The sequence below is a fragment of the Hyphomicrobium sp. genome, assembly GCF_036262015.1.
GTDB lineage: Bacteria > Pseudomonadota > Alphaproteobacteria > Rhizobiales > Hyphomicrobiaceae > Hyphomicrobium_C.
Window position 1 is genome coordinate 923613 of sequence record NZ_DATAJR010000008.1, and the last position, 24476, is coordinate 948088.

Sequence of the window (24476 nt, forward strand, 5' to 3'; positions counted from 1 at the left end):
GATGAGGGATTGTGGTTGGCTAGTGAAGTGGATTGCGAAGGATCAGGTTAGCGGTCGCGTTCCGGCTCGCGCTTCTTGCCGGGGCCGCTGCTTTCACCGTCAACGACGCGGGAGCCAGCTTTGACGGTTTCGCCGCTGTCAATGTTGCGCAGCGTGTCTTGCTTCGCATTGAAGACATACGACTTGTCCGCGATGAGGACGGCTTTCGCTCGGGAGGGATCGCCCTTGCGTGCGAAGTTCTCGACCTTGGCCATGGCAAGGTCCACGCGGTGCATGGCTTCGTAGGCCGCTTGAAGGGGTGTGCGGAGTGCCGCGACCGAGGCGGCGGGCAACACGTCCTTGATGTCCAGGACTTCAGGGGTTTTGGAGAGCACAGCCAGCGTATGATCAACGCCGTATTCATCGGCATGGTGGATGAGGCGGTCTGCCGCCCCTTCCCTTGCTCCGTGCTGTGAAAGTGTTGCTTCCAAGGCGCGCCGGGCGGTATTGAATTGCTTACGCGCTGTTGCAAGCTCACGTTCTGCGGCGGCGAGTTCGGGGGAAGCGTTCATATCGATCCAGGTGGGCAAGTGTTTCTGAGCGGTATTGTAGCAAGTGTGCTTTGGTTATTGGAAGGGGCAGCTCTTGCAGCGGAAGGCTCCGGTGGTGGGGGGAGGAAAGACGGACCGGTATTTATGACGTCGGTTGAAGTGGCGGAGATGTTGAGGATGTCACCGCGGACTTTGGAAAAGATGAGGTTGGAATCGCGGGGGCCGAAATATTACAGGCTCGGCGACAACGGGAAATCGAAGGTCCTGTATCTGTTCGATGAAGTATTGGAATGGGTCTCGCTGCATAAGCAATAAGACCCGAGCGGTGGCCCATGGGCAAAGGTGGTGACGAGGATCAAGTGTATCTCTCGGTCGAGGAGATTGCCGAGATGTTACGCCGTACACCGAAGGCAATTGAGAAGATGCGCCATGAGGGACGTGGGCCGCCTTACCGTCGCTTGGGTGGCCCGGGAGTTGGCAATGTTGTTTATTGTCTTGCCGACGTGCAGGCTTGGCTTCGGGCGAGACACCGAGGGTAGGATTTCACCTATTTCTGCCTCGGGGTTTGGTATATCTCACAATCGGTGGATCTAGGCAGGCATGTGCCGCATATATCACCGCGTATATCACCGCCGTTTGGGCGTTTGAAAGAGAGCAATGCTATCAATTGGTTAGGCTGGCGCCTCACAGGGGTATGAATCCCCTCGTCTCCGCCAACACTCAGCGCGAAACCATTCGTTCTCACGCCCTCCATGACGATGTGCTTCTCCACGCCAAGCATTGCTGCAGGCGGGTGAGGGCGGTCCACTCGGAGTCTGCTCCAGAGGCCGACTCTTGCCAGTGTCGGCTAGCGAAATGCGTCAAGAGTGATGTAACCCTTGTTCGGCCGATTCATCGATGACCGCGCCATCGATTGCGTAGAATGTGTACCCTCTTGATTTGATTGAGGATGCAATGTCCGACCGGAATGTTGTTGATCTGTCTCAAAGGCGAGCGGAAGGCGAGCGGCAGCGCCGCAAGGCCGCGCGCGCCGGGTTCAAGCCCGCGCCATGGGTGATCGCCTGGACGATCTTCCTTGCGGTGGCAATAGCCGGATACTTCTGGAGCGGCGCGTCAAGCCGCTACCAGAAGACGGTGCCGACCGGCGTCACCGACTAGTTGTGATTGCTGACACAAGTTTGGCGTTAACGATCGGACGCGGACATCGCATTGACCCGGGGAGGCGTTCGCCCTAGCGTGCGCCATGGCTCGGTTTCATTACTTGCGGCGTATTGTGGCGATGCTGGTTGCGTTCAGCATTGCGGCAACGCCTGCCATCTCATTCGCGGCCGCGCCTTACCATGCACCGCCTCCAGCGCAGCACGTCTCAAGCCACGCAGACATGCCCGACTGCCCCGGGATGAAGGCTGAACGCGCCGAAACGGCCAAGCACCAAAAAGAGCATTGTGCGAAGTGCAAGGCGGGTCTCTGCACCCCCGATATGTGCCAAGTTAAGTGCTCCAGCTTCGTCGGAGATTTGCCGCGCGGGATCAAACTCGGACTTTCCGGTCCGATGCGTCTCATGTTTTCCGCGTCGGCGCAGTTTGACGTGATCCACCTCCGACCTCCCCTGCCTCCTCCTCGAGCCTGAGTGCGATCGACATCGTCTGGCGCAGGCCTACAGCCTCGCGCGGACCTTTTCATGCGCCATTCAGGCGCTCGCATTCATCATTCGAGGAAGGCTGATCATCATGATCGGAACGTATTCTCGCATCGCAGTCCTTGCCGGGCTTGCGGTCTTCACCACGCATGCCGCGCTTGCCGCAGCCACTGACTACGAGTTCCAACCCGTAAGTGTCGAAATCAAGAACGATGCGGGATCGGAGCTGGGCGTCCGGCTTGTCGACAAGCGAACAGGGAAAGCCGTGCCGGGTGCTGTGATTTTCCGCACCCAGCTCGACATGTCGCCCGACGGCATGGGTGAGATGCTGGCCAAGCACGAAGCGTTGCCGCCCGGCGAACCCGGCGTCTACCGCTACAAGGCCGACATCACGATGGCCGGTGACTGGGCGTTCAAGCTGCAGGCCAAGGTTCCCGGCGAGGCCGAGACCGTCGAAGGCAGCGTCGTCTTTACGGCCAAGGACTGAGGAGCGCGTCCATGAACAGATCGCTCCTCGCGGGGGCGGCCATTGCGGCCGTCCTTGCCAGTGCCGCTGCGGGCTATTTGGCCGGCACTGGCACATGGCCAATCCTTCGCGCGACCGAGCCTCATGCACCGGTGAGCCAGGAGAACCGCAAGGTGCTCTACTGGAAGCATCCCGATGGCACGGCCGACTATTCGCCGACCGCGGCCAAAACGGCTGACGGGCGCGACTTCGTGCCCGTCTACGAGAACCAGGAGAAAGACTTCGCGGGAAAGCCCGTACCTCCGCAGCAAGCCCAATCCGATCGCAAGCCGCTCTATTACCGCAATCCGATGGGTCTGCCGGACACCTCCCCGGTGCCGAAGAAGGACTGGATGGGGATGGATTACATCCCCGTCTACGAGGGCGAAGACGAGAGCGGCACGACCGTCAAGGTGAGCCTCGACAAAGTCCAGCGCGCTGGTGTGCGCACCGAGGAAGCACGCATGGTCGCGCTCGCAAAACCCGTTCGTGCCGCTGGCATCGCGAAGCCAGACGAGCGCACGCTGCGCGTGATCACACTCAGGGCCGATGCCTTCATCGAAAAGCTCTACGTCAATGAGAAAGGCCAGCACGTGAAGGCCGGTGAGCCGCTGTTCCGCGTCTACAGTCCGGACTTCCTGCGCGCACTGGTGGAAGCGAAGTCGAGTGCCATTGCCGGTGTGATCGGCGCCGAGCAGAAGCTGCATATCCTTGGTATCCCGGCGGACGCAATTGCCGAGGCCAAACGCAACAAGGAGGTCACTCCGTCGTTCGACTATCCCTCTCCCGCTTCCGGCATTGTCATGGAGAAATTGGTTGTCGAGGGGATGATGATGCGGATGGGTGAGCCGCTCTACCGCCTCGTCGATCTTTCGAACATCTGGGTCCTCGCCAGCGTTGCCGAGCAGGATCTTTCAGCCGTCAAGATCGGCGACCCGGCCAGGGTGCGCTTCACGGCGCTGCCCGGCGAGACGTTCGACGGCAAGGTCACGTTCATCCTTCATGAGCTCGACAAGGAGACGCGCACCGCCTCCGTGCGGATCGAAGTCAAGAACCCCGACCACCGCATCAAGCACGAGATGTATGCCGATGTGGAGATCGACACCGGCGCGGATGATGAGCCGCGGCTTGCGGTGCCGGAACAGGCGGTCATCGACAGCGGAAGCCGGCAGGTCGTGTTGGTTGCACGGGACGCGGGACGATTCGAGCCACGCGTCGTGCAACTCGGGCGGCGCGGCGATGGCATGATCGAAATCAAAGATGGCCTCAAGGCAGGCGAGAACGTTGTCGTCTCGGCCAACTTCCTCATCGATGCCGAAAGCAACCTCAAGGCAGCGTTGTCGTCGTTCACGGCTGATCCGCCTCAAGAACCATCCGTGCCGGCTCGGGAGCCGTCGCCATGATTGCGCGTCTCATCCGGTGGTCGGCGACCAACTTGATGCTGATCCTCATCGCCACGGTGTTCATCGTCGGCGCTGGTCTCTATGCCGTAAAGCATGTGCCGCTCGATGCCATTCCGGATCTCTCGGACACGCAGGTCATTATCTACACCGAGTATGCAGGACAGGCGCCCCAGGTCATCGAGGATCAGGTCACGTTCCCGCTCTCGACCGCCATGCTCTCTGTCCCGAGATCAAAGGTGGTGCGCGGCTTTTCCTTCTTCGGCGTTTCATTCGTCTACGTCATCTTCCAGGATGGCACCGACATCTACTGGGCACGGTCACGCGTGCTCGAATACCTCTCGGCGGCCACGCGCAACCTGCCGAGCGGCGTGACGCCGACACTCGGCCCCGACGCGACGGGCGTCGGCTGGGTCTATCAATATGCCGTCATGGCCGCCAAGCGGACGCTTGCGGAGCTGCGGTCGACCCAAGACTGGCAGGTGCGCTTTGCAGTCGCCAAGGCCGAAGGAGTCGCCGAGGTGGCCAGCGTCGGCGGCTTCGTGCGTCAGTATTCGGTCGTCGTCGATCCGCGCCGCCTGAAGGCGTTCGGCATATCGCTGATGGACGTGCGCGAAGCTATCCGTCAATCGAACATGGATGTCGGCGGGCGCGTCGTAGAGCTGGCTGAGACCGAATTCATGGTGCGCGGTCGCGGGTATTTGCGCGGCGTCGATGATCTTGGAGTGATCGTTCTCAAAGCGGAGAACGGTACACCCGTCCTGTTGCGCGATGTCGCCCGTGTCGAGCTGGCGCCTGACGAGCGGCGGGGCATCACCGAGCTGAACGGTGAAGGCGAAGTCGTCTCCGGTATCGCCGTCCAGCGCTATGGCCAGAATGCTCTTTCCGTCATCGAGAACGTCAAGAGCAAGCTCGCCGACATCAAGGAGAGCCTGCCGGACGGCACCGAGATCGTCCCCGTCTACGACCGCTCGGAGCTGATCAATCGCGCCATCGCTACGCTCAAGACCACGCTGATGGAGGAAAGCCTCATCGTGGCGCTGGTGTGCATCGTTTTCCTGCTCCATGCCCGTAGCGCCCTCGTCGCCATCATCACGTTGCCGCTCGGAATCCTCATCGCCTACATCTGCATGTATGCCCTCGGGCTGTCGTCGAACATCATGAGCCTCGGTGGTATCGCCATTGCCATCGGCGCCATGGTCGACGCGGCGATCGTCATGATCGAGAATGCCCACAAGCATCTCGAACGCGCGCCCCCCGACAAGCCGCGGACAGACGTGCTGATCGAAGCGGCAAGCGAGGTCGGCCCTGCGCTCTTCTTCTCGCTCCTCATCATCACCGTCTCGTTTCTGCCGATCTTTGCGCTCGAGGCGCAGGAGGGACGGCTCTTTCATCCTCTCGCCTTCACCAAGACCTTCGCCATGGCGGCCGCCGCGCTGCTGTCGGTGACAGTGGTTCCCGCGCTGATGGTGCTGTTCGTTCGGGGACGCATCGTCCCTGAGCACAAGAACCCCGTAAATCGCTTTCTGATCTGGATCTATCGGCCGGTTATCGGGGGCGTTCTCAAGGCAAAGGGGCTGACGATTGCGTTGGCCTTCGTGGTGCTTGCGGCCTCGGTTTGGCCGGCAACTAAACTCGGCTCGGAATTCATGCCGAACCTCAATGAGGGCACACTGCTCTACATGCCGACGACTCTGCCAGGGCTCTCCATCACCAAGGCGGGTGAGCTGCTGCAGACCCAGAACAAGATCATCAAGTCGTTCCCAGAGGTCGCAAGCGTCTGGGGTAAGGCAGGGCGGGCGGCGACCGCGACCGACCCTGCTCCGACCGAGATGTTCGAAACCGTCATCAATTTAAAGCCGGAAAGCGAGTGGCGATCCGGCATGACCGTCGACAAGCTCATCACCGAGATGGACAAGGCCTTGCAGTTTCCGGGCGTCTCGAATGCTTGGACGATGCCGATCAAGGCCCGCATCGATATGCTGGCGACAGGCATCCGCACGCCCGTCGGCGTGAAGGTGATCGGCCGCGATCTCAAGGTCATCGAAGGGCTGGCGCGCGAAATCGAGGCGGCGATAAAAACCGTACCCGGCACGGCGAGCGCCTTCGCCGAGCGCATCATCGGCGGCTACTATCTCGAGATCGAGCCGGACCGTCCCCAGCTCGCACGCTACGGCCTCAAGATTGCAGACGTGCAGCAGGTCATTGCCTCCGCCATCGGTGCCGAAACCGTGACCACCACCGTTGAAGGTCGCGAGCGCTATGCGGTGAGCCTCAGATATCCGCGCGACATGCGCTCAGATCCGGAAGCGATCGCCCGCGAGGTATTAGTCCCCTTGGCCAATGGGGCCTCGATCCCTCTAGGCGAGGTCGCCAAGATCAGGCGCACACAAGGACCGGCGTCGATCCGCACAGAGAACGCACAGCTCGCCGCGTACATCTTTGTCGATGCGCGCGATCGGGATCTCGGCGGCTATGTCGCCGACGCACGCCAGGCAGTGGCGGCCACTGTGAAGTTTCCGACGGGCTACTACGCGGTATGGAGCGGCCAGTTCGAATACTATGAGCGCGCGAAGCAGCGACTCGCGATCGTTGTCCCGCTCACGTTGCTCATCATCTTTCTCCTGCTGTATTTGAACTTTAGGCGCCTGACCGAGACGTTGATCGTTCTGCTCTCGCTTCCCTTTGCGCTCGTCGGTGGACTGTGGCTCATGTGGTGGATGGGGTTCAACTTCTCCGTCGCCGTGGCCGTCGGCTTCATCGCGCTTGCGGGCGTTGCGGCCGAGACCGGCGTCATCATGCTGATCTACCTCGATCATGCGCTCGCTGACCGGAAGAAGATCGCCGAGATCGAGGGACGACCTTTCACATCCGGCGATCTCCACGCCGCCATTATGGAGGGAGCGGTGGAGCGCGTGCGGCCCAAAATGATGACGGTCGTTGCCATCATGGCGGGTCTGCTCCCGATCCTATGGAGCCACGGCACGGGATCAGAGGTCATGCAGCGCATCGCCGTGCCAATGGTCGGCGGGATGGTGTCCTCCGCGATCCTGACGCTCGTCGTAATCCCTGCCGTTTATGCGTTTGCAAAGGGGAGAGCGGTACAGCCTGTCAACGATCACCCGACACTTCGCGCCAGCGTGCAACGAAATCGCTGAGTTCGCTCTCGGCCACATCGGAGACAGCGAAGTAGTCGAAATCTCGGCTTTGCCACGTGATCACGGAATATCCATCCCGGGTCGCCGGCCGGACCGACGTTGCAACGGATTTCTCTCCATCGCGCGGCGCCGCAACGACGCTGATGACGTGCGCTCGGCGTTTGTAAACCAGGACCGGCACGGGCTTCCCATTCAGAATTTCGACGCGGCCTCCCGCGAGCGGATATCCCCAGGTCGCGAGGTCAAGAACTTGCGGCGAGAGTGCGAGCTTGCTGTCGAACCACGGCTTTACGGTATGCTGGTCGCTCGATGCCACGTCGTAGGGAGCCGCAGCCAGCAGGGCGCGCCGGTGATCGGCAACGATCGCCGCAATATCGTTCGATAGTGGGTCTGGACGCAGAAGCCCGAACACGCCTGCTCCGGCGACAACAGCCGCGAGGGCTGCGGCCGCGGCCAGCTGTGGCCAGCCGTAAGCTGTTCTCGGCGATGGGCGGAATGGCTTCGCCACTACAGGCGGCGGGTCCACTATCTCGGTGATCCGCCGCTTCAAATCTTCCGAAGCCTGTTCGCGGGCGAGCTGCGAGGCGAGCGCACTCTGTAGCTGTTTCAACCGATCGTGCTCGGCTTTTAGAGCGGGGTCAGCCGCCAAACGCCGCTCGACATCCAGCACGGATGCCGCATCGAGCTCGTTGTCGAGATAGGCGTTCAGCAGAAGAATGGATTCCTCTCGAGAGGACCATGACGGTGTCTTGATCATGCGACGCCCGCCTTTCCCTTGCCTGTCGTGCCGATGCGCTGAATGAGCAAGCTGCGGGCCCGCGCCAGTCGCGACATCACGCTTCCGATCGGTATGGCGAGAGTTTTGGCTATCTCCTGATAGCTGAGCCCTTCGATCTCCCGCAGCACGAGCACCTCCCGATACGAGAGAGGAAGCGCGGCGATAACAGCATGGAGATGCTCGGATTCGGTTTTCTCGATGAGGATGGCTTCGGGCGAGGTCTGCGTTTCAACCATCTCCAATCCCGCCCGCTCGAATGTATCGTCGTCGTCAGTCGTCACGACGGCCTTGGGCCGGTTTTTGGCAATCCATGTGAAGGCCGTGTTGCGAACGATGGCGAGAAGCCAGGCGCGCGAGTTGACATTGCGCGCAGAGGAGATCGCACGGAAGGCGCGGATGCAGGCCTCTTGCACCACGTCTTCCGCATCGGTGAGGTTGCCCGTCAGCCAGCGCGCCAGGGAGAGCGCGTCGTCGACATGAGGCAGCACCGCTTCCGCAAATCTCTGCCGGTCGTCCATCTTCCCTCGCGTTGCCTAGGCTGGCTGCTGGGGTGCGCGCTCGATCATGCTAGCGTGGCCGCTCTTTCAGATACTCAATGACATCGGCGCGATCGCTGGCGCTGTCGAGATGGTAGAACATCTTCGATCCGGGGACGAGCTTTTGCGGGTCTGTCAGCCAGCGATCCAGGGTCTCCTCGTTCCACGTCAGGCCCGAGCTCTTCAAGGCCGGGGAGTAAGCATAATCTGCCACCGAGCCGGCCTTCCTGCCGAAGACATCACGGTGCTTGGGGCCGACATCGTTGGTGTCGAGCGAATGGCAGTCCTGGCATCCCTGATACAGCGTTTCTCCGTGCGAAATATCCGCCGCGGCCTCGGCGTGTTGGCATGAGAAGAGGATGCTCAGCGTCGCCAAGGCGGCCCGCTTTGTTGTGTGCGGCATGTCGAAACCCTACCCGTCGAGAGAGCTGTCGGTGATGGCAAGTGGCGAAGCATTCCTCTTGAACGCAACACTGGTGATGCCAAGTACGCTGCGAAGCTTCTCAGCCGGCACCACCAGTGGTCCGGGGGAGGGCGCTGTGCCCGGCGCCGGCTGAGGGAAGGCCGTGGAACGTGCCGTGTGGAACGTGACGTTTCCTTCGACCTTCTGCATGAGTTGGTGAATGTGGCCGTTGAGAACAGTCACCGATCCGAAGCGCTTCAGATATCCAAGTGCGATTGCAGCGTCGTCCGTGCCCCATCCCCAATTCGGATAGATGGACCACAATGGAATGTGCGCGAAGACCACGATCGGAGTTGAGTCCTTCAGTGGTCGCAGATCATCCTCGAGCCACTCAAGCTGGTCCGGACCCAGGTATCCCAATCCGAACTGCTTCAAGTTCACGACGTTGTTGAGACCGATGAAGTGAACCCCGTTGGCGTCGAAGCTGTACCAGCCGCCGCCTTTTGTGCCCTTGCCGTAGCGCTCCAGATAGGCCGTCTCGGTGGCTTCGTCGGTAATGTCGTGTTCGCCGGGAACGTAGTGCACATTGATTTGCGTGCTGCCGATGATCTGATTGGCATCGTCGAATTCGCTGGGCTTTGCGCTGTGGGTGATGTCGCCGGTGTGCAGCATGAAGGCCGGCTTGACAGGTAAGCTCTTTATCCGGCCAACGGCTTCCTTCAGCGTGTCGATGGCGTGCGGATTGGCCGGCTTGTTGAAGCCGACATGGCTGTCGGAAATCTGCATGAACGTGAAGCCGCTACTTGCCGCTTCCACGGCTTGCGCTTCATCGAGTAACGAGAGCGATTTCGGAACGCCGGCCGCGACGGTCCACAAAACGCCAGTTCCGGCCCAAAGCATGCATTCCAATGCGTGGCGCCGACTTACGCCGGGGCTGTCCGTGTTGTCGTCCATGGTAGTTCCCCTTCTGCATACCGTTTCGACCTGCTTCGAGGGGAAAGACTCGGCCCGCGCCGGCTTTATTCCGACATGTCGAAAAAATTCTCGGCGAGATGCCCATGGGACGGCGGAAGGTGTGACCTAGGCCTCTTTTGGAGGCCATCCATCGTCGGCCTTCTGTTGCTTCGGTCGTGCTGCGAGAATGTCCCCAAATTCGATCGGGAACGGGAAGACAATCGTGGAGCTCTTCTCCCCGGCGATATTGAGGAGCGTGCCGAGAAAGCGCAGTTGCATGGCCTGCGGGCGCCTCGAGAGTATCTCACCCGCCTGCAGCAGACGCTCCGCAGCTTGAAACTCACCCTCCGCATCGATGATTTTGGCGCGTCTCAGACGTTCCGCTTCGGCTTGTTTGGCGATAGCGCGCACCATCGTCTCGTTGAGGTCGATGTGTTTCAGCTCCACGTTGCTGACCTTGATGCCCCACACGTCGGTCTGTTGATCGAGGATGCGCCGGATCTCCGCATTGAGTTTTTCGCGTTCGGCCAGCATCTGATCAAGCTCGTGCTGCCCAACGATGGAGCGCAGGGTGGTCTGGGCGAGCTGGTTTGTTGCGTTGTCGAAGTGCTCGACCTGAATAATTGCCTTCTCCGGGTTGATGACGCGGTAGTACAGAACGGCGTTGACCTTGACCGAGACGTTGTCCCGCGAAATGACGTCCTGTGGCGGGACGTCGAAGACGCGGGTCCTGAGATCGACGCGTACCATCTGTTGGACAAAGGGTATGAGGAGGAAAAAACCGGGGCCCTTCACCTTCCAGAAGCGACCAAGCATGAAGACGACGCCGCGTTCGTACTCGCGCAGGATGCGGACGGTGGAAGAGAGGATAACCAGAACGATGGCCAGCGGGATCGCGATCGAAATCAAGAACTCCAGGGTTTCCATTGCCAACTCCTACCTCAAGAGCCTACGCCGCAGCCTCAACCGTTAGCGTCAGGCCCGCCAGGCCGACGACACGCACCTTCTGACCGATGGGCAAGTTCTGGTTCGACTCGGCTGCCCAGACTTCACCATGCACGCGGATGTGGCCCGCGCCTTCCGACCAAGCGACGACCTCACCGGTGCTGCCCAGCATCTCCTCCACGCCGGTCCGCACTGGGCGGCGGCGGGTTCTGAGCGCAAAGCCCAGGATGCCTGCAAAGAACGCCGCGCTGGCGGCTACCGCTCCGGCGATCACTGGCCAGGCGACTGCTACCTGGTGATCACTATCGGCGGGTTCGAACAGGAAGAGCGCGCCGACGACGAAGGCGACAATTCCGCCAAGACCAAGAATGCCGAAGGTCGGTGCCGACGCCTCGAGCACCATGAGCGCAACGCCGAAAAGCAAAAGTGCGAGTCCGCCGTAATTGACGGGGAGAACGGAGAGAGCCGTGAGTGCCACGATCAGGCTGATGCCACCGACCACGCCCGGGGCCACGGCACCCGGACTCATGAATTCGAACAGAATGCCGTAGACGCCGAACAGCATGAGGATAAACGCGATGTTAGGATCGGTGATGATTGCCATCACCTGCATCTTCCAGTCTGGCTTGAGCTCGACGATGCGGAGGCCCTTCGTCTTGAGCTTTATTGCACCCGCTGCGGTCGTGACTGACTGTCCGTCGATCGTGGTCAGCAGTTCGTTGACGTTATCGGCGATAAGCTCGACGACATGCTTTTTCAGGGCTTCGCTGGCTGTGAGTGTCGCTCCTTCGCGCACCGCCACCTCGGCCCAGTCCGCGCTGCGGCTCCTGAGTTCGGCGAGCGTGCGCAAATAGGCCACCGCATCGTTGACGGATTTGCGTTCCGCCGCATCGCTGGGCTCGGGTGCGGCGGGCTTCTCAGCGTCAGATGGCTTCGTCGGCGGGGAGGATCCAGGTAAGCCGGGCACACCTAGCTCGACTGGAGTAGCGGCGCCGAGGTGTGTGGCCGGCGCCATGGCCGCAACATGAGAGGCAAAGACGAGGTAGGTTCCGGCGCTTGCGGCCCTCGCGCCGCTTGGTGCCACGTACGCGATGATCGGAACGGGAGACGCGAGCACCGCCTGGATCATGTCGCGCGTGGCGGTCAGCAAGCCGCCCGGTGTATCGATGCGCATGATGAGAACGGTCGCCTCGTCCGCCTTGGCCATCTCCAGCGCGCGCGTGAGCTGGGTCGTCGATGCGAAGCCGATGGTGCCCTTCACATCGATCAACAGGGCGTGGCGCGGCGTGATGTCCTGCGTGCGTGCCGTCGGCGCCGCAAGAGTCACAAGGAGGCTGGCGAGTAGGATACCAGGAATTGCACTACGGCTGATCCCGGTCGGCATAGGCGCCAATACGGCAGTGATGCTACGGAAGAAGAACAGGCCGCACGCTCGCATGAAGCGTTTCATATGACATCATATATGTTCGAAGCATATATGTTCGAAGCCCTGGTTCGTATTCGTCACGTCTATGCTGCTTTGCAGCAGTCAGCGGGCCCTATCCTAGAGGCGGGACACGGGAATTGCGCGGCGCTCGGCTGTCAGAAACACTCGCGCTCGGTTTCGATCGCAAGAAACATAGTTTTCGCAGGGCTGAGACCCTTAGCGGGTCCTATCAACTTGGAGGGTAGCAATCGCAATGACAGTCAAAGCATGGGCCACGAATGGCGCAGACAAGCCGCTCGAGCCGTTCGAGTACGATCCGGGGCCGCTCGCCGCCGACGATGTGGAGATCGCGGTGGAAACTTGCGGCATCTGCCATTCGGACGTTTCCATGATGCACAACGAGTGGGGCATGACGGCCTATCCGCTCGTTCCCGGTCACGAGGTGATCGGCCGTGTCACGGCGCTTGGCGCTAACGCAAAGGGTCTGAAGGTCGGTCAGCGCGTTGGTGTGGGCTGGGCCGCGTCGAGCTGCATGCATTGCCAGCCGTGCCTCGATGGGGACCAGAATCTCTGTGCGACCCACACAGGCACCATCGTCGGGCGCCACGGCGGCTTCGCTGAGAAGGTGCGGGCGCAATGGCCGTGGGCGATTCCGATCCCCGACGGCGTGGACGCAAAGGAAGCCGGGCCCCTGCTTTGTGGCGGCGTTACGGTGTTCACGCCGTTCCGCGCCTTCGGCATCAAGCCCACGGACCGCGTCGGTGTTGTCGGCATCGGCGGCCTTGGACACATGGCGCTCAAGTTCGCGCATGCCTGGGGCTGTGAGGTGACTGCGTTCACGTCGACCGACGCTAAGGCCGCGGAAGCTCGTTCGTTCGGCGCCCACAATGTGGTCAACACCCGAAACAGCGACGATCTCAAGCGCATTGCCGGGACGCTCGATCTTCTGCTCGTCACGGTCAACGTGCCGCTCGATTGGCCGGCCATGATGGGAACGTTGCGTCCGAAGGGACGCCTGCATGTGGTCGGTGCCGTCCTGGAGCCGATCCCCGTCGCTGCGTTCCCGATCATCATGGGTCAGAACAGCATCTCGGGCTCGCCCAACGGCGCCCCGGTGACGTCGCAATTGATGCTTGAGTTCTGCGCTCGCCACAACATTGCGCCGCAGACCGAGCACTTCCCAATCGCCAAGGTGAACGACGCCATCCAGCACCTGCTCGACGGCAAGGCGCGTTACCGCATTGTGCTCGACATCGCGTAGCCGGAAAAAGGACGGGGCTCATGGATTAAACATTCCGTGAGCCCCTTAACGCACATTGGCTACCCATGCGTACCTCTGCGGGTTTGCTGTGCTTTCAGACCAAGGGTTCCGAATTTTTGCGGAAGACGCTTGGCATGGGCGCTTTGGATCGTGAAAGATTTGAGGAGGTATGCCCTCCGCTTATTAAGCGTCCCACGCCGCGCCCCAAATCTGCGTCTATCCAATCCAGGGGATTTACAGGCGGGTTGTCAAAGAGTAGCACTTTGAAGTGAGCAATTGGTCTTAGCCAGAGCTGAGGCTTCGTTTCCGGCTGCTCATACTTAATAACTATATCGGTAGCGCAACGGGGGGACTTTCAAGGAGAGTCCCATGGCGACCAATCTCATTTCTTCGATTTCTCAGGTTCTGAGTCCGGAACTTCTCACGCGAATTGCGACCGCTCTTGGTCTAGACAAAAACCTCGTCGAGAAAGCACTCAGCGCCGGGATCCCGTCGCTGCTGGCCGCTTTCAGTTCACGCGCTGCAACGCGTGATGGGGCAGATAGCCTCAACCGGGTCGTCGCTGATCAGCAGCCCGGGCTTCTCACCAATCTTGCCAATATGATCGGTGGCGCAAACCAGTCGGCATTGATCGATACAGGCCTCAACACACTGAGCTCGCTGCTCGGCGGGCCCACGGCAAACGCACTATCCAACGCGGTCGGAAAGTTCGCCGGAGTGGGCGGCGGCGCCGGGAAGAATATCATGGGGTTGCTTGCTCCCGTCGCACTTGGTGCCCTCGGACAGCAGCAACGCAGCACCGGTCGCAGCGTCACGGATATTCTCGCATCACAGAAAGACAACATTGCGCGTGCCATGCCAAAAGGCTTCGCTGACTATCTCAGCGGAACCGGCTTGCTTGACGATGTTGCCTCCATGGCCGGTGCGGCCGCTCCGCGAGCTCAGGTCTACGATGCCCCTTCTCCTACGCAGTGGGCGAAGCCAGCCTCAACTTCCGGAAGCCCGAGTTGGGCATTGCCGGCATTGGCTCTGGCGGCCCTCGGTGCGCTGGCGTGGTATCTTCTCTCCGGTCCAACCCACACAAAGGTCGCCGAGACCGCGCCCCCGCCGGCCCCGGCCGAAAGTGCTCCTGCACCGAAGGTCTCCGAGTCGTCGCCCATCGAAACGGGTGCCATCAAGCCGGTTACGCTCGATCCTGCCGCGGCGTTCCAGACACTCAATGGCGTCAAGGTTGGAGATGTCGATCTGGGTGCGCAGTTGACGACTGCGGTCAGCAGTTTGCGCTCGTCGCTCGAAGGGATCAAAGATGAAGCAAGCGCGAAGGCGGCTGTGCCTGCCATCGCGACTTCGAAGGAGGAAATCAACCGCGTGACCGGACTGATCAGTCAACTGTCGCCGGAAATGCGTAAGAGCCTTGCGAGTGCCGTTGCGTCCGTGAAGCCGGCGCTGGAGCAGATGTTCTCCAAGGCACTTGCCATTCCGGGCGTAGGCACGGTGATCAAACCGGCGGTCGACTCGGTGCGCGCGGAGCTTGATACGTTGGCTGCGGCATAGCCGTAGCCAAGTTCGGTTGAGCCACGGGACGAAAATGACCCCGGCTTTTACGGTGGCACCTGGGCTAAAGGATCAGCTGTCGCCGTAGAGGTCGGGGACGTACATGTCGTCAGGTACGGGGCCGCGCAGGTAGTCGGGGTTGAAGACGCGCTCAGGAAGGGCGATGGGAGCTCGCTCCACCTCGCGATACGGAATTTGGGTCAAGAGATGGCTGATGCAGTTGAGGCGGGCACGCTTCTTGTCGTCCGCTTCGACGACCCACCAGGGCGCTTCCGGAATGTGCGTGCGCTCCAGCATCGCCTCCTTGGCCTTGGTATAGGCTTCCCACCGGCGCCGCGACTCGAGGTCCATGGGCGAGAGCTTCCACTGCTTCAAGGGGTCGTGGATGCGCATCGAAAAGCGAAAGTTCTGTTCGTCGTCGGTGATCGAGAACCAGTATTTCACCACCTTGATTCCAGCTCGGACCAGCATGCGTTCGAACTCGGGTGCCGAGCGGAAGAATTCTTCCACGTCGGCTTCCGAGCAGAAGCCCATCACGCGCTCGACGCCAGGGCGATTGTACCAGCTGCGGTCGAAGAGCACGATTTCGCCGCCTGCGGGTAGGTGGGCGGCATAACGCTGGAAGTACCATTGTGTCTGCTCGCGTTCGCTGGGAGCGGGGAGAGCGGCAACGCGGCAGACGCGCGGATTGAGGCGTTGGGTGATGCGCTTGATGACACCGCCCTTGCCGGCGGCGTCGCGGCCCTCGAAGATGACCACGACCTTGAGCTTCTGGTCGACGACCCAATCCTGGAGCTTCACCAACTCGCGCTGAAGGCGGAACAACTCCCGGAAATAGAGCTTGCGGTCTAGACCGCTGGTTCCGGTCCTCTCGTCGTGGCCCTCCTGCTTTTCGTCCTCCAGCTCAAGCTCCAGCTCCTCGTCGAAACTGTCGAGCATCTCGGCCTTCATTCGTTCGCCAATGGGATCGCGCTCGGTCATGGTGAGTCCTATGGTCGGTTTGAGGCTGACAGCAGCGGCGACCTCGTTCGGCCACCTTCGCCTGGACGAGAGGCAGACATTCGTCCGCATGCTTCCGTGAGGCTTATGACGGGCTCATGACACGAGGGTCGCTCCAGTTTTAGTTGAATCGCGGAGCGACCCTCGTTCTTTGTTTGTCGTGCTTCTTATCGGAAAACCGGTTCCCACTTTTCCGGAAGCACTCCAGGCAACTTGCTACGTCCGCCGTGGGTCAGCTGCCGAAGGGAGCGCTGACGGAGGTGTCGGGGGCTGCCGACTGCTTTTCGCGCCGGATGAAAACCAAGTTGCGCGTGTAAATGACTATACCGAATTGCCCGAGAAGGATCACGGGGTCCATCTTGTGGAGGCCATAGGCGAATACGAGGAGACCGCCGAGCAGGCTAAGGTACCAGAAGGTTTCTGGCACTGTGGATTTTTGCGTTTTTTCGGTCGCAAACCACTGGAGCAGCCAGCGCGCCGAGAAGAGGCCCTGTCCGATAAGGCCAAACGACAGCCACATCAATTCAGCCGGCGACAGTGTGTTCCACCAGGCGATCAGTTTTGCGTACATGCGCGTGTTTCCTCTTTCGAAGCTGAGCGCAGGGACTGGTTAGCAGTAGGGACGCGATCCGGCAGAATTGTTCGCCGGATCAACCAGCGGACCCCGATGAGGTCGTAGATGCCGATGAGCGCCCGGCCGAGGTTGGTGTACTTCGATTGCCCGGCACGCCGCGGGCGATCATTGACGGGGTGATAGACCGCCTCGTAGCCGTATGCCTGGAACAACGCTGGAAGATAGCGGTGCATTCCCGAGTAGTAGGGAAGGTCGAGAAAGACCTCGCGACGGAACGCCTTGATTCCACATCCGGTGTCGGGGCAGTGGTCGTCGAGAATGGCGTCCCGGAGCCAGTTGGCGAATTTCGACGCGACGCGTTTTGAAGATTCGGCGCGTCGCGTGGTGCGAACGCCACCTGCGAGGGCCACCTTGCCGCGATCGGCTTGGTCGAGCCGTGAAACGAGGGCCGCGATGTCACGCGGATCGTTCTGGCCGTCGCCGTCCATCGTGGCGATAATTGGCGCGGTCGCCGTGCGTACGCCGGTGCGGACGGCTGCGCTTTGGCCTGCACGCTGCTGATGGCGCACATATCGCAGCTTCGGGATTTCGCTGGCGAGTGCGCGCAGCTCGTCGGGTGTTGCGTCGTCGCTGCCGTCATCCACGACGACGATCTCGCGCAGCGCGAAGGCAGGGATGCACGAAACAGTTTCGCGTACCAAGAGACCGATGTTGCCGGCTTCATTGAGGGCCGGGATTACGACGGAGATGGAATTGTCGGCTAGCTCATGGGTGGTGACGGGTGTTGGCTCTGGATTCATCCGCGTACCCTTCCGAGTATTTCATTCCTCAGAGGTGCGAACGGCGCCAGGAGTGCGCTCCACGTCCGGCGCGGATTGCGCCAGAGTCCGATGACGGCGATGTGCAGCACACTAACCGTGAGCGCCATGAAGACGCCGGCAAAAAGGACATCGCTCAGGAAGTGGCCGCCTTGGATGATCCTTACGGCGCCGGCCAGTATGCCCGCGGCGACGCCGACGGCGAGCAGTCTGCTGCGATAGTGCGGCAGCACGAATGCAAGCGCGAAGAAGGGGGCATACATCGCAGAGGCTTCGCCGCTAATGAACGAGCAGTTCCGCGAACATTCCCTGGATGGGATGAGGGGCGGCGTGAAGGCCTTTTTGCCACCGAATTCGATGACCTCGCGTGGGCGGGCGCGGCCGAAGTGTTCCTTGAAGCCAAGGTTGGCGACGAGGCCCGGACCGCAGATCAGAACCGCGAGTAGGAACACACAGCGGGCCTGTTCGGCGCCGAACCAGCGACGCTTGGCAAGCAAGGTGCGGATGGTTGCCGCGAGGGTTGCAAGAAAGATGAGAATGAACACGCCCGTGAAAAACTGGCGGGCGGTCACGACGGCCGTCATCGGGCACCACGGTCCCCTCGCCGAGGGCATGGGGCATGCGGCTTTGGCGTTTTCCGAGATCGTGAGGTCGATACTGGAAATGGGAACGAGCGTTGCAGTCAGGAGCAGGAATATTACTGCAGTCGCGATCAGAAACGTGCGGCGGAACTTCGCTTCCCGGACTGCAAGGAGATCGGTTGCGGTCATGGCTTGCCTGCGCGAAAGCGGGTGAGAAAGGCAAAGGTGGTGCGCCGCGAGGCGTAGTTTCCGGCTGGGATTTGAACAGTTCGTTGTGCAGTGACCGAACCGAATTGCTTGATCAGAGACGACGACGCGTTCGGGCTGACCAGCAATGCCGGCATCGGGCTTGAAGCCGAGAATGGGTTCTCGATCTCGTATTGGCTGCGAGGCGCGGAGCTATTGCGCCACGCGAAGATCTGCACTCCGGCATCGCGCGCGTAGTAGGTGAGAGCAGCGGCAACGTCGCGGTCGTCGGTCAGGATCGAGCCGATCGGCTGACCGTTCGTCGCTGAAATCGCAATCTCGCTTTTCACGGCTTCGGCAAGTTCGCGATTTCCGAGCGTGCGCGCGAATGGATCGCCGATGACGGGAAGGGCGAGACGTCCGGCCTGCCAAGTGGCGACGGCAAGAAGCAGCGCGATAATGGCGTGAAGCGCGAACGAGGCGCGCATCCAGCTCCAATCGCGATTTCTTAGCATTGTCGCCGTGACAAGCACGACGGCGGCCACGTAGGCCGGAGCGGCCCAGTTGGCGTGCGCGCGTGACGCCAGACCCTGCGCTGTGACAAGCGCGATAATCGGCACCGAGAACGCGATCAGCAATTTGTCGGCGTCCGAGGTTTTCGCGGAGGTCTTCGCAGTGCGCCATAGAATGACGAGAAATGCGCCGAACAGGATCGGGCCGAACACGCCGAACTGCGCGAGGAAAAACTCGCCAGCTTTGTCCGGATGGAACGGTATGCCGCTCCATTTGGCGTTGTCCGCAGTGTGAGAGAAGGTGACGAAGCCGTTGGCGACGTTCCAAAGGATGTTCGGCGTGATCAGCGCAAGTCCGCCGGCAAGCGCAACCCAGAGATGCGGTTGCTTGAGGCGATCTCGGTGGTCGGGCACGGCGAGGAAATAGATCGCCGCGCAGAGGACAAAGTACGCCATCGCGTATTTGGCATTGAGGCCCAAGCCAAGTGCCAGTGCGAGCAAGAGCGTGTCAGCGATGCTCGGTGCGGCCAGAAGCCCCGTGAACGCAAAGAGCGCGAGCGCCCATGCCGCAAGCAGGGGAACGTCGGTCGAAATGATGCCGCTCGAGAGCGAGACGGCGGGCAGAAGCGCGTAGGCGAGCCCCGACCAGAAACCAACTTGTGGCGAGTACAAGCGCCGCCCCAGAAAATAGACGAGGAGCGTTGTCACGAGATGGAGTGCAACAGAGGGCAGGCGGACGCAGGTCTCGCCATGGCCACACACGGTTGTCGCGCCATGGATGATCCACGCGATGAGCGGTGGTTTCGAGAAATAGCCCAAGGCAAGGTTTCTCGACCACGTCCAATATTGCGCTTCGTCGACGTAGAGATCCGTCCCGTTGAAGGCGAGCGCAACGAGCCGAAATGCGGTGATCAGGAGTGCGAGAACGAGAAATGCAGTTAGATCGCCCTCGCGAATGGCGAACCTGATGCGTGCCAGTAACCCATCGAGACTGGCAGGTTGCGGGCCATTCCTGTCCTTGTGAATCGCATCCATCACCCGCCCCCCGCGCTTTGCGCCAAGGCTTTTCCGAGCCTTGTGCGAATTCGCTAGCAATTCAGTGCGACGGAACGTCTACGGTTCGACGACAACCCAATGACAACCCGTAGGGTTGGAGCGTCGTTTACAATCCATTTGACAGACAAGCCGGCGTTGCCCATCTCTTATGCATGTTCAAAGCAGCGGCATTTCATTTGAAGCTCCCCCGTGAGGGAGACGAAGTCGCGGGCCTCTAGCCCCGGCTTGGCTTGCCGTGCGTGTGTCCCCAAGCCGGGGGACGTCCTATCACACTAAATTTTCCAATAACGCAGCTGCGCCCAAGCGGGGCTCGGCCCTCATAGGGCTGGGTGTGCTTGCGCCTCCTACCACGACGCGCATGCGTGCGACAGGAGAGAGCGCATGAAAAACGAGAGGTTTTCACCATGATTCACCACCCTCCCACAGAGACCCTGCCGCGGATTGTTGTCGGCGAGCGCGAGGAGCAGCGGCTGACGACGCTTGCGACATCTGCAATGCTGACTGGAAGGTCAGCGTATGTGGCGCGGGTTCTCCTTGCGGAAATGGAGCGCGCAGACATCGTGCCGGATGCCCGCGTGCCTGGTGACGTCGTGCGTATGAATTCACGCGTTGCGTTCGAGGTCGACGGCGGCGAGCGGCGTGAGGCGGAGCTGGTTTTCCCGGGTGAAGCCAACATAGATAAAGGGAAAATCTCGGTTCTGACGCCGATTGGGACGGCCTTGATCGGTCTGTCGCCGGGACAATTGATCATGCTCAGGGGGGTGGACGGACGAGCTCACCGGTTGCGCGTCATCTCAGTTGAGGCGCCCGTACGGCAGGATGGTTGATTTCTGCTCGCTGCAGACGTTTACCACCTCCGCGCATCCTTCCGCGTCCGAGCCGGAATTTGGCGATGATACGCCTCCCGCAAGTTCATGTTTGCTGCCTTGCGGGAGGTGTGGCAGCCTCGCTTATCAAACAAAACGCTTCGCGTGCTGTGAGCACGTCAAGGAGCGGGCCAAGGGAGGAGTTGCGTGGGGCGAGCTTCAGCCTCCGCGAGGACGTGTGGAATCGGCGTTGCATCGACGTGTGCGCCGTCAGTGGAAGAAGCGGTGTGCGAGCTCGGGGATGCGCTCGTCGGTGACTTCCAGCACATCATCGCGTTTTTCTCGATCGACTACGACGCGCAGGAGCTCGTGACCGCGCTCGGCGCAGCGTTCCCGAACGTTACCATCAGCGGCTGTTCGACCTCGGGCGGATTCGGTCCGACCGGCCTCGTGCAAAGCGGCGTGCTCCTCATCGCGTTTCCACGCCAGGGGTTCCGCATTCACACCGGTGTCATCGAGGACGTGGGCGCATTCGGTGTCGAGCGCGCCAGCGAAATCGTGCGCGGGCTCAAGGCACGGATCGGTGTTCGGGCCGGCGAGACGTTGGCAGAGCGTGTTTTCGGCGTGATGCTGGTCGATGGTCTTTCCAATTCGGAAGAGACGCTGGTCGCGGCGGTGCACTGGGCTTTCGGTGACATAAAGCTTATCGGCGGGTCGGCTGGCGATGGGCTGCAGTTCCGCGAGACGGTTCTTATTCACGAAGGACGCGTGTACAAGCGGTCCGCCATCCTGATGATGGTCGAGAGCGAATTTCCGTTCCAGGTGTTCAAGACCTCAAATTTCGAGCCCACGCAAATCAAGCTCGTGGTGACGGCTGCGGATGCGGGATCGCGCACAGTGCACGAACTCAATGCCGAGCCAGCGGCCCGCGAATATGCAGCGGCCATAGGTCTCATGCCCGACGAGCTTGGGCCATTCAGCTTTGCGTCCTATCCGCTCGTGGTTAAAGTCGGTGGCGATTACTATTGCCGCTCGATCCGCAACATGAACCCTGACGGCAGCCTGTCGTTCTTCTGTGCCATCGACGAGGGTCTGGTGTTCACGGTCGCGCGTCCGAAAGACATGCTGCAATCGACGGAGCGCGTGTTCGAGGATCTCGACAAGTCACTTGGCGGCATCGACATCGTGCTAGGTTTCGATTGTGTTCTGAGGCGGCTCGATGCGGAGAACCGGCAGGTGCGCCGCCAAATGGAAGACCTCTATCGCAGCTACGGCGTGGTCGGGTTTCACACCTACGGCGAGCAACACAATTCGATGCACCTCAATCAAACGTTGACGGGCGTCGCGTTTGGATCGCGGCGGGAACTGCGGTGACAGGAAACAACCAGCCAGGTACGCCTTTCCCTTACGATGCGCTCGCGGACCTTGAGCGGCGTAACCAGAAGCTTGCCAAGATCAACGCAGCGCTCATGCAGCGCGTTGAGCGTTCGATGGACTATCAGGCGAACGCCTATTCCATGTTTCAGACGGCCATCGGCCTCGAAACGCAGGTGCGTGCGCGAACAGAAGAACTCAAAGCGGCGCTCAATCGGCTTGAGGCGGCCAACGAGCAGTTGACCTCTGCGCGCGATGAAGCCGAGCGGGCAAACCGCTTCAAAACTGGTTTCTTTACCGCGGTTGGGCACGATCTGCTCCAGCCGTTACATGCGGCGCGCCTGTCGATTTCGGCGCTCGGTGAGATTCATCACGATCAGCAACACACGCGGTTGATCGGACAGATTGATCATGCTCTGTCTACAGTCGAAGAGCTTTTGAGGACGATCCTCGATCTCTCCAAACTCGAATCCGGGGCGCTCAGGCCGTCGTTTCAGCCGGTCGAGATCCTGGACCTCTTTCGCTCGGTGCTAGTCGACATCGAGCCGATCGCGCGCGACAAGGGGCTTGAGCTTTCGATGCGGGCACGGTGCGCAACGGTTTCGTCCGATCCGCTGATGCTCCGCCGCATTTTGCAGAACCTGCTTGCTAATGCGGTGCAATATACCGAGCACGGCCGTGTGTTGCTGGCCAGCCGCAGGCGCGGGGCTCAGCTTCGGATCGATGTCTGGGATACAGGCCCCGGCATTGCTCCTTCGGAGCAGACAAAGGTCTTCGAAGAGTTTCAACGCGGGGCCGCAGGGCAGCGGTCGCACGCCGGCGGTTTCGGTATTGGGCTCGCGATTATCGCGCGCATGGGTGAGGCTTTGGGGCACCGCATCGAGCTGTGCTCGCGCGTAGACCGTGGAACGCGCTTCTCGATCTATGTTCCGCTTTCCGAAGACGCCGGTACGTATAAGTCGCCCTTCGACCGCAGGCCGGCTTCGCGGGCCTATGGGTTTGCGGCGATCAAGGCCGTTGTCATTGACAACGACGCGGCGGTGCGTGACGCCATGCGGGCGCTAATGGATCGATGGGGATGCGATGCGCGTCTTCTTGCGGGGCTTCGCGACTTGGAGCAGTTGCTTGCGAGCGAACCGGGATTTCGGCCGGACATCATCTTGGCGGACTTTCACTTGGACAATGGCGACTCCGGTTTGACGGCTGTGTCTCGTCTTCGAGGCGTGCATGGCACGCCGGTCCATGCTGTCGTTATTACTGCGGATCACTCGGCCGAAGTGTCGGAGGCTGTTGCGGCGGCTGGCTGCGAAATCCTACGCAAGCCTGTGAAACCGGCCGAGCTGCGAGCGCTCGTCACGCATCTCGTCGGCTGATCTGTTAGGAACCGGCCGTGCTCTTATCGGTCTCTTTCGCCGCAGCGCTCGTCAGGATCGAATCGTAGTCGAGCCGCGAGACTTCGATCACGGCTTGCGTCCGCGAAACGACGTTGAGCTTGCGCATGATCTCGGACACGTGCGCTTTGATCGTCGTTTCCCCTACGCCGAGCTCATGGGCGATCTGTTTGTTCAGCATACCCTGGCGAACCATCTGCAGTACGCGGAGCTGCTGACGCGTCAAGGAGGCGACGCGAGCCGCGAGGTCGGCTTCCCGGGACATACCGTTATCGGCATCCGGAGGTTGATAGCCTTTCGGCAGGACCACCAATCCCGCCATCACGTCCTGGATGGCCTCGGCGAGGTCGCTCTTCTTGACGGATTTATAAATGTAACCGGCGGCACCGCAGCTCATGGCCTCATGAACGAGGCGCGGATCTTCATGCGCGGAGACGACCAGGATGGGCTGCTTGGGACGCGCGGCGCGTAGCTCGATCAATCCGTCGAAGCCCCGTGTGCCCGGCATCGTAAGATCCAGCAGCAACAGGTCAAACGGCTGTGCGCCGGCCAGCGCGTCGCGCGCGGCAGCGATGGACGACGCCTCGACGATTTCGGCTTCCGGATACACTGATTGGATCGCGAGCTGCAGGGCTTCGCGAAAGAGGGGGTGATCGTCGACGATCAAAAATCTGACCGTCATTCCAAGCGTCCTCGATCGGGATGTTTTATGTCGCCGGTCGCTGCAAAGCGCGCTGTGAAATCAATCAAAATCGAAAATCCATTTCGCGGTGCCACCTCCTGCAGTTGAGACCCCGGCGCTGGGGTTGGCAAGGGGGAAATGGAAGATCTTCTGGTCAAGTTATGTTGCGGCGCAGCAAATATCAGGTTTTAGGGAGTGGGACCGCAAAGCGACATGCTTAATCTCATGTTTGTTGCACGGGTGAGGATATCGAAATTTGAGCCGTTTACCCGGTCGCGCTGTGTGATCGCTGCAACTTGGAAACGCGGAAAGCCTTGTTTATAGTGCGCCGCGTCAGGTCACCGGGGGGCCGGGTAGCGACGCGGGGAAGAGCGTTCGTGGTTCGGGATCGACACGCGTATTGGGGAG

The 24476-nt window shown here is 60.9% G+C and carries 23 protein-coding genes; 10 read left to right on the plus strand and 13 right to left on the minus strand.

Annotated features, from left to right (window positions below; genetic code table 11):
* Positions 1-47: 47 nt before the first annotated feature.
* The gene (locus VHO05_RS12910) at positions 48-551 is read right to left on the minus strand and encodes a hypothetical protein (protein ID WP_329646987.1); all 504 of its coding nucleotides are present in this window, start codon (positions 549-551) and stop codon (positions 48-50) included.
* A 311-nt stretch (positions 552-862) separates the two neighbouring features.
* Between VHO05_RS12910 and VHO05_RS12915 the strand changes: the two genes are divergently transcribed.
* The 5 genes from VHO05_RS12915 to VHO05_RS12935 all read left to right on the plus strand — a co-directional run bounded on the left by VHO05_RS12915 (position 863) and on the right by VHO05_RS12935 (position 7232).
* Positions 863-1069 carry a helix-turn-helix domain-containing protein gene (locus VHO05_RS12915; RefSeq protein WP_329646988.1) on the plus strand — a complete coding sequence of 69 codons (207 nt, stop codon included), beginning with the start codon at positions 863-865 and terminating at the stop codon, positions 1067-1069.
* 415 nt (positions 1070-1484) lie between these two features.
* Positions 1485-1688 carry a hypothetical protein gene (locus tag VHO05_RS12920; protein WP_329646989.1) on the plus strand — a complete coding sequence of 68 codons (204 nt, stop codon included), beginning with the start codon at positions 1485-1487 and terminating at the stop codon, positions 1686-1688.
* Positions 1689-2260: 572 nt separating this feature from the next.
* Positions 2261-2656: a FixH family protein gene (locus VHO05_RS12925; protein WP_329646990.1), complete on the plus strand. Its 396-nt coding sequence runs from the start codon at positions 2261-2263 to the stop codon at positions 2654-2656.
* 11 nt (positions 2657-2667) lie between these two features.
* A complete protein-coding gene (locus VHO05_RS12930) occupies positions 2668-4077 on the plus strand; it encodes an efflux RND transporter periplasmic adaptor subunit (RefSeq protein ID WP_329646991.1) in 1410 nt (469 codons plus the stop codon).
* Positions 4074-7232 carry a CusA/CzcA family heavy metal efflux RND transporter gene (locus VHO05_RS12935; RefSeq protein ID WP_329646992.1) on the plus strand — a complete coding sequence of 1053 codons (3159 nt, stop codon included), beginning with the start codon at positions 4074-4076 and terminating at the stop codon, positions 7230-7232. Before VHO05_RS12930 ends, VHO05_RS12935 begins: the two co-directional genes overlap by 4 nt.
* Here the strand turns inward: VHO05_RS12935 and VHO05_RS12940 are convergent.
* The 6 genes from VHO05_RS12940 to VHO05_RS12965 form a co-directional block, all read right to left on the minus strand.
* A complete protein-coding gene (locus tag VHO05_RS12940; protein WP_329646993.1) occupies positions 7186-7989 on the minus strand; it encodes an anti-sigma factor in 804 nt (267 codons plus the stop codon). The two genes, VHO05_RS12935 and VHO05_RS12940, sit on opposite strands and share 47 nt — an antisense overlap.
* Positions 7986-8528, minus strand: a complete 543-nt coding sequence (locus tag VHO05_RS12945) for a sigma-70 family RNA polymerase sigma factor (RefSeq protein WP_329646994.1) — start codon at positions 8526-8528, stop codon at positions 7986-7988. Before VHO05_RS12945 ends, VHO05_RS12940 begins: the two co-directional genes overlap by 4 nt.
* 49 nt (positions 8529-8577) lie before the next feature.
* Positions 8578-8949, minus strand: coding sequence for a c-type cytochrome (locus VHO05_RS12950; protein ID WP_329646995.1), 372 nt, complete (start codon positions 8947-8949; stop codon positions 8578-8580).
* Positions 8950-8958: 9 nt separating this feature from the next.
* Positions 8959-9903: a metallophosphoesterase family protein gene (locus VHO05_RS12955; protein WP_329646996.1), complete on the minus strand. Its 945-nt coding sequence runs from the start codon at positions 9901-9903 to the stop codon at positions 8959-8961.
* 126 nt (positions 9904-10029) lie between these two features.
* Positions 10030-10830 carry a slipin family protein gene (locus VHO05_RS12960; RefSeq protein WP_329646997.1) on the minus strand — a complete coding sequence of 267 codons (801 nt, stop codon included), beginning with the start codon at positions 10828-10830 and terminating at the stop codon, positions 10030-10032.
* A gap of 22 nt (positions 10831-10852) precedes the next feature.
* Complete coding sequence (locus tag VHO05_RS12965) at positions 10853-12298, minus strand: nodulation protein NfeD (RefSeq protein ID WP_329646998.1); 1446 nt, start codon at positions 12296-12298, stop codon at positions 10853-10855.
* 229 nt (positions 12299-12527) lie between these two features.
* On the opposite strand from VHO05_RS12965, the gene ahr reads away from it, so the two are divergent.
* Both ahr and VHO05_RS12975 read left to right on the plus strand, forming a co-directional pair.
* Positions 12528-13535 (plus strand): NADPH-dependent aldehyde reductase Ahr, encoded by a 1008-nt coding sequence (gene ahr, locus VHO05_RS12970; protein ID WP_329646999.1) that lies wholly within the window; start codon positions 12528-12530, stop codon positions 13533-13535.
* A gap of 369 nt (positions 13536-13904) precedes the next feature.
* A complete protein-coding gene (locus tag VHO05_RS12975) occupies positions 13905-15089 on the plus strand; it encodes a DUF937 domain-containing protein (protein WP_329647000.1) in 1185 nt (394 codons plus the stop codon).
* 72 nt (positions 15090-15161) lie between these two features.
* Here the strand turns inward: VHO05_RS12975 and ppk2 are convergent, their stop codons facing one another.
* The 5 genes from ppk2 to VHO05_RS13000 all read right to left on the minus strand — a co-directional run bounded on the left by ppk2 (position 15162) and on the right by VHO05_RS13000 (position 19794).
* Positions 15162-16070 carry a polyphosphate kinase 2 gene (gene ppk2, locus VHO05_RS12980; protein WP_329647001.1) on the minus strand — a complete coding sequence of 303 codons (909 nt, stop codon included), beginning with the start codon at positions 16068-16070 and terminating at the stop codon, positions 15162-15164.
* 250 nt (positions 16071-16320) lie between these two features.
* Positions 16321-16659, minus strand: coding sequence for a lipid-A-disaccharide synthase N-terminal domain-containing protein (locus tag VHO05_RS12985; RefSeq protein ID WP_329647002.1), 339 nt, complete (start codon positions 16657-16659; stop codon positions 16321-16323).
* The gene (locus VHO05_RS12990) at positions 16644-17462 is read right to left on the minus strand and encodes a glycosyltransferase family 2 protein (protein WP_329647003.1); all 819 of its coding nucleotides are present in this window, start codon (positions 17460-17462) and stop codon (positions 16644-16646) included. Before VHO05_RS12990 ends, VHO05_RS12985 begins: the two co-directional genes overlap by 16 nt.
* On the minus strand, positions 17459-18250 hold the full coding sequence (locus tag VHO05_RS12995; RefSeq protein ID WP_329647004.1) for a phosphatase PAP2 family protein: 792 nt from the start codon (positions 18248-18250) through the stop codon (positions 17459-17461). The genes VHO05_RS12990 and VHO05_RS12995 overlap by 4 nt, the downstream gene beginning before the upstream one ends.
* The gene (locus tag VHO05_RS13000; protein ID WP_329647005.1) at positions 18247-19794 is read right to left on the minus strand and encodes an ArnT family glycosyltransferase; all 1548 of its coding nucleotides are present in this window, start codon (positions 19792-19794) and stop codon (positions 18247-18249) included. Before VHO05_RS13000 ends, VHO05_RS12995 begins: the two co-directional genes overlap by 4 nt.
* A gap of 425 nt (positions 19795-20219) precedes the next feature.
* Between VHO05_RS13000 and rnk the strand changes: the two genes are divergently transcribed.
* The 3 genes from rnk to VHO05_RS13015 all read left to right on the plus strand — a co-directional run bounded on the left by rnk (position 20220) and on the right by VHO05_RS13015 (position 23368).
* On the plus strand, positions 20220-20642 hold the full coding sequence (gene rnk / locus VHO05_RS13005) for a nucleoside diphosphate kinase regulator (RefSeq protein ID WP_329647006.1): 423 nt from the start codon (positions 20220-20222) through the stop codon (positions 20640-20642).
* 264 nt (positions 20643-20906) lie between these two features.
* The gene (locus tag VHO05_RS13010; protein WP_329647007.1) at positions 20907-21995 is read left to right on the plus strand and encodes an FIST N-terminal domain-containing protein; all 1089 of its coding nucleotides are present in this window, start codon (positions 20907-20909) and stop codon (positions 21993-21995) included.
* On the plus strand, positions 21992-23368 hold the full coding sequence (locus VHO05_RS13015; protein WP_329647008.1) for a hybrid sensor histidine kinase/response regulator: 1377 nt from the start codon (positions 21992-21994) through the stop codon (positions 23366-23368). Before VHO05_RS13010 ends, VHO05_RS13015 begins: the two co-directional genes overlap by 4 nt.
* A gap of 4 nt (positions 23369-23372) precedes the next feature.
* Here the strand turns inward: VHO05_RS13015 and VHO05_RS13020 are convergent, their stop codons facing one another.
* On the minus strand, positions 23373-24068 hold the full coding sequence (locus VHO05_RS13020) for a response regulator transcription factor (protein ID WP_329647009.1): 696 nt from the start codon (positions 24066-24068) through the stop codon (positions 23373-23375).
* Positions 24069-24476: the final 408 nt, after the last annotated feature.

Coding starts and splice junctions, on each gene's coding strand:
- VHO05_RS12910 (WP_329646987.1), bottom strand. CDS start 551: ATGAACGCTTCCCCCGAACTCGCCGCCGCAGAACGTGAGCTTGCAACA.
- VHO05_RS12945 (WP_329646994.1), bottom strand. CDS start 8,528: ATGGACGACCGGCAGAGATTTGCGGAAGCGGTGCTGCCTCATGTCGAC.
- VHO05_RS13020 (WP_329647009.1), bottom strand. CDS start 24,068: ATGACGGTCAGATTTTTGATCGTCGACGATCACCCCCTCTTTCGCGAA.
- VHO05_RS12960 (WP_329646997.1), bottom strand. CDS start 10,830: ATGGAAACCCTGGAGTTCTTGATTTCGATCGCGATCCCGCTGGCCATC.
- VHO05_RS12920 (WP_329646989.1), top strand. CDS start 1,485: ATGTCCGACCGGAATGTTGTTGATCTGTCTCAAAGGCGAGCGGAAGGC.
- VHO05_RS12925 (WP_329646990.1), top strand. CDS start 2,261: ATGATCGGAACGTATTCTCGCATCGCAGTCCTTGCCGGGCTTGCGGTC.
- VHO05_RS12965 (WP_329646998.1), bottom strand. CDS start 12,298: ATGAAACGCTTCATGCGAGCGTGCGGCCTGTTCTTCTTCCGTAGCATC.
- VHO05_RS12950 (WP_329646995.1), bottom strand. CDS start 8,949: ATGCCGCACACAACAAAGCGGGCCGCCTTGGCGACGCTGAGCATCCTC.
- rnk (WP_329647006.1), top strand. CDS start 20,220: ATGATTCACCACCCTCCCACAGAGACCCTGCCGCGGATTGTTGTCGGC.
- VHO05_RS12955 (WP_329646996.1), bottom strand. CDS start 9,903: ATGGACGACAACACGGACAGCCCCGGCGTAAGTCGGCGCCACGCATTG.
- VHO05_RS12935 (WP_329646992.1), top strand. CDS start 4,074: ATGATTGCGCGTCTCATCCGGTGGTCGGCGACCAACTTGATGCTGATC.
- VHO05_RS12975 (WP_329647000.1), top strand. CDS start 13,905: ATGGCGACCAATCTCATTTCTTCGATTTCTCAGGTTCTGAGTCCGGAA.
- VHO05_RS12915 (WP_329646988.1), top strand. CDS start 863: ATGGGCAAAGGTGGTGACGAGGATCAAGTGTATCTCTCGGTCGAGGAG.
- VHO05_RS12990 (WP_329647003.1), bottom strand. CDS start 17,462: ATGAATCCAGAGCCAACACCCGTCACCACCCATGAGCTAGCCGACAAT.
- VHO05_RS12930 (WP_329646991.1), top strand. CDS start 2,668: ATGAACAGATCGCTCCTCGCGGGGGCGGCCATTGCGGCCGTCCTTGCC.
- VHO05_RS12985 (WP_329647002.1), bottom strand. CDS start 16,659: ATGTACGCAAAACTGATCGCCTGGTGGAACACACTGTCGCCGGCTGAA.
- ahr (WP_329646999.1), top strand. CDS start 12,528: ATGACAGTCAAAGCATGGGCCACGAATGGCGCAGACAAGCCGCTCGAG.
- VHO05_RS12995 (WP_329647004.1), bottom strand. CDS start 18,250: ATGACCGCAACCGATCTCCTTGCAGTCCGGGAAGCGAAGTTCCGCCGC.
- VHO05_RS12940 (WP_329646993.1), bottom strand. CDS start 7,989: ATGATCAAGACACCGTCATGGTCCTCTCGAGAGGAATCCATTCTTCTG.
- VHO05_RS13000 (WP_329647005.1), bottom strand. CDS start 19,794: ATGGATGCGATTCACAAGGACAGGAATGGCCCGCAACCTGCCAGTCTC.
- ppk2 (WP_329647001.1), bottom strand. CDS start 16,070: ATGACCGAGCGCGATCCCATTGGCGAACGAATGAAGGCCGAGATGCTC.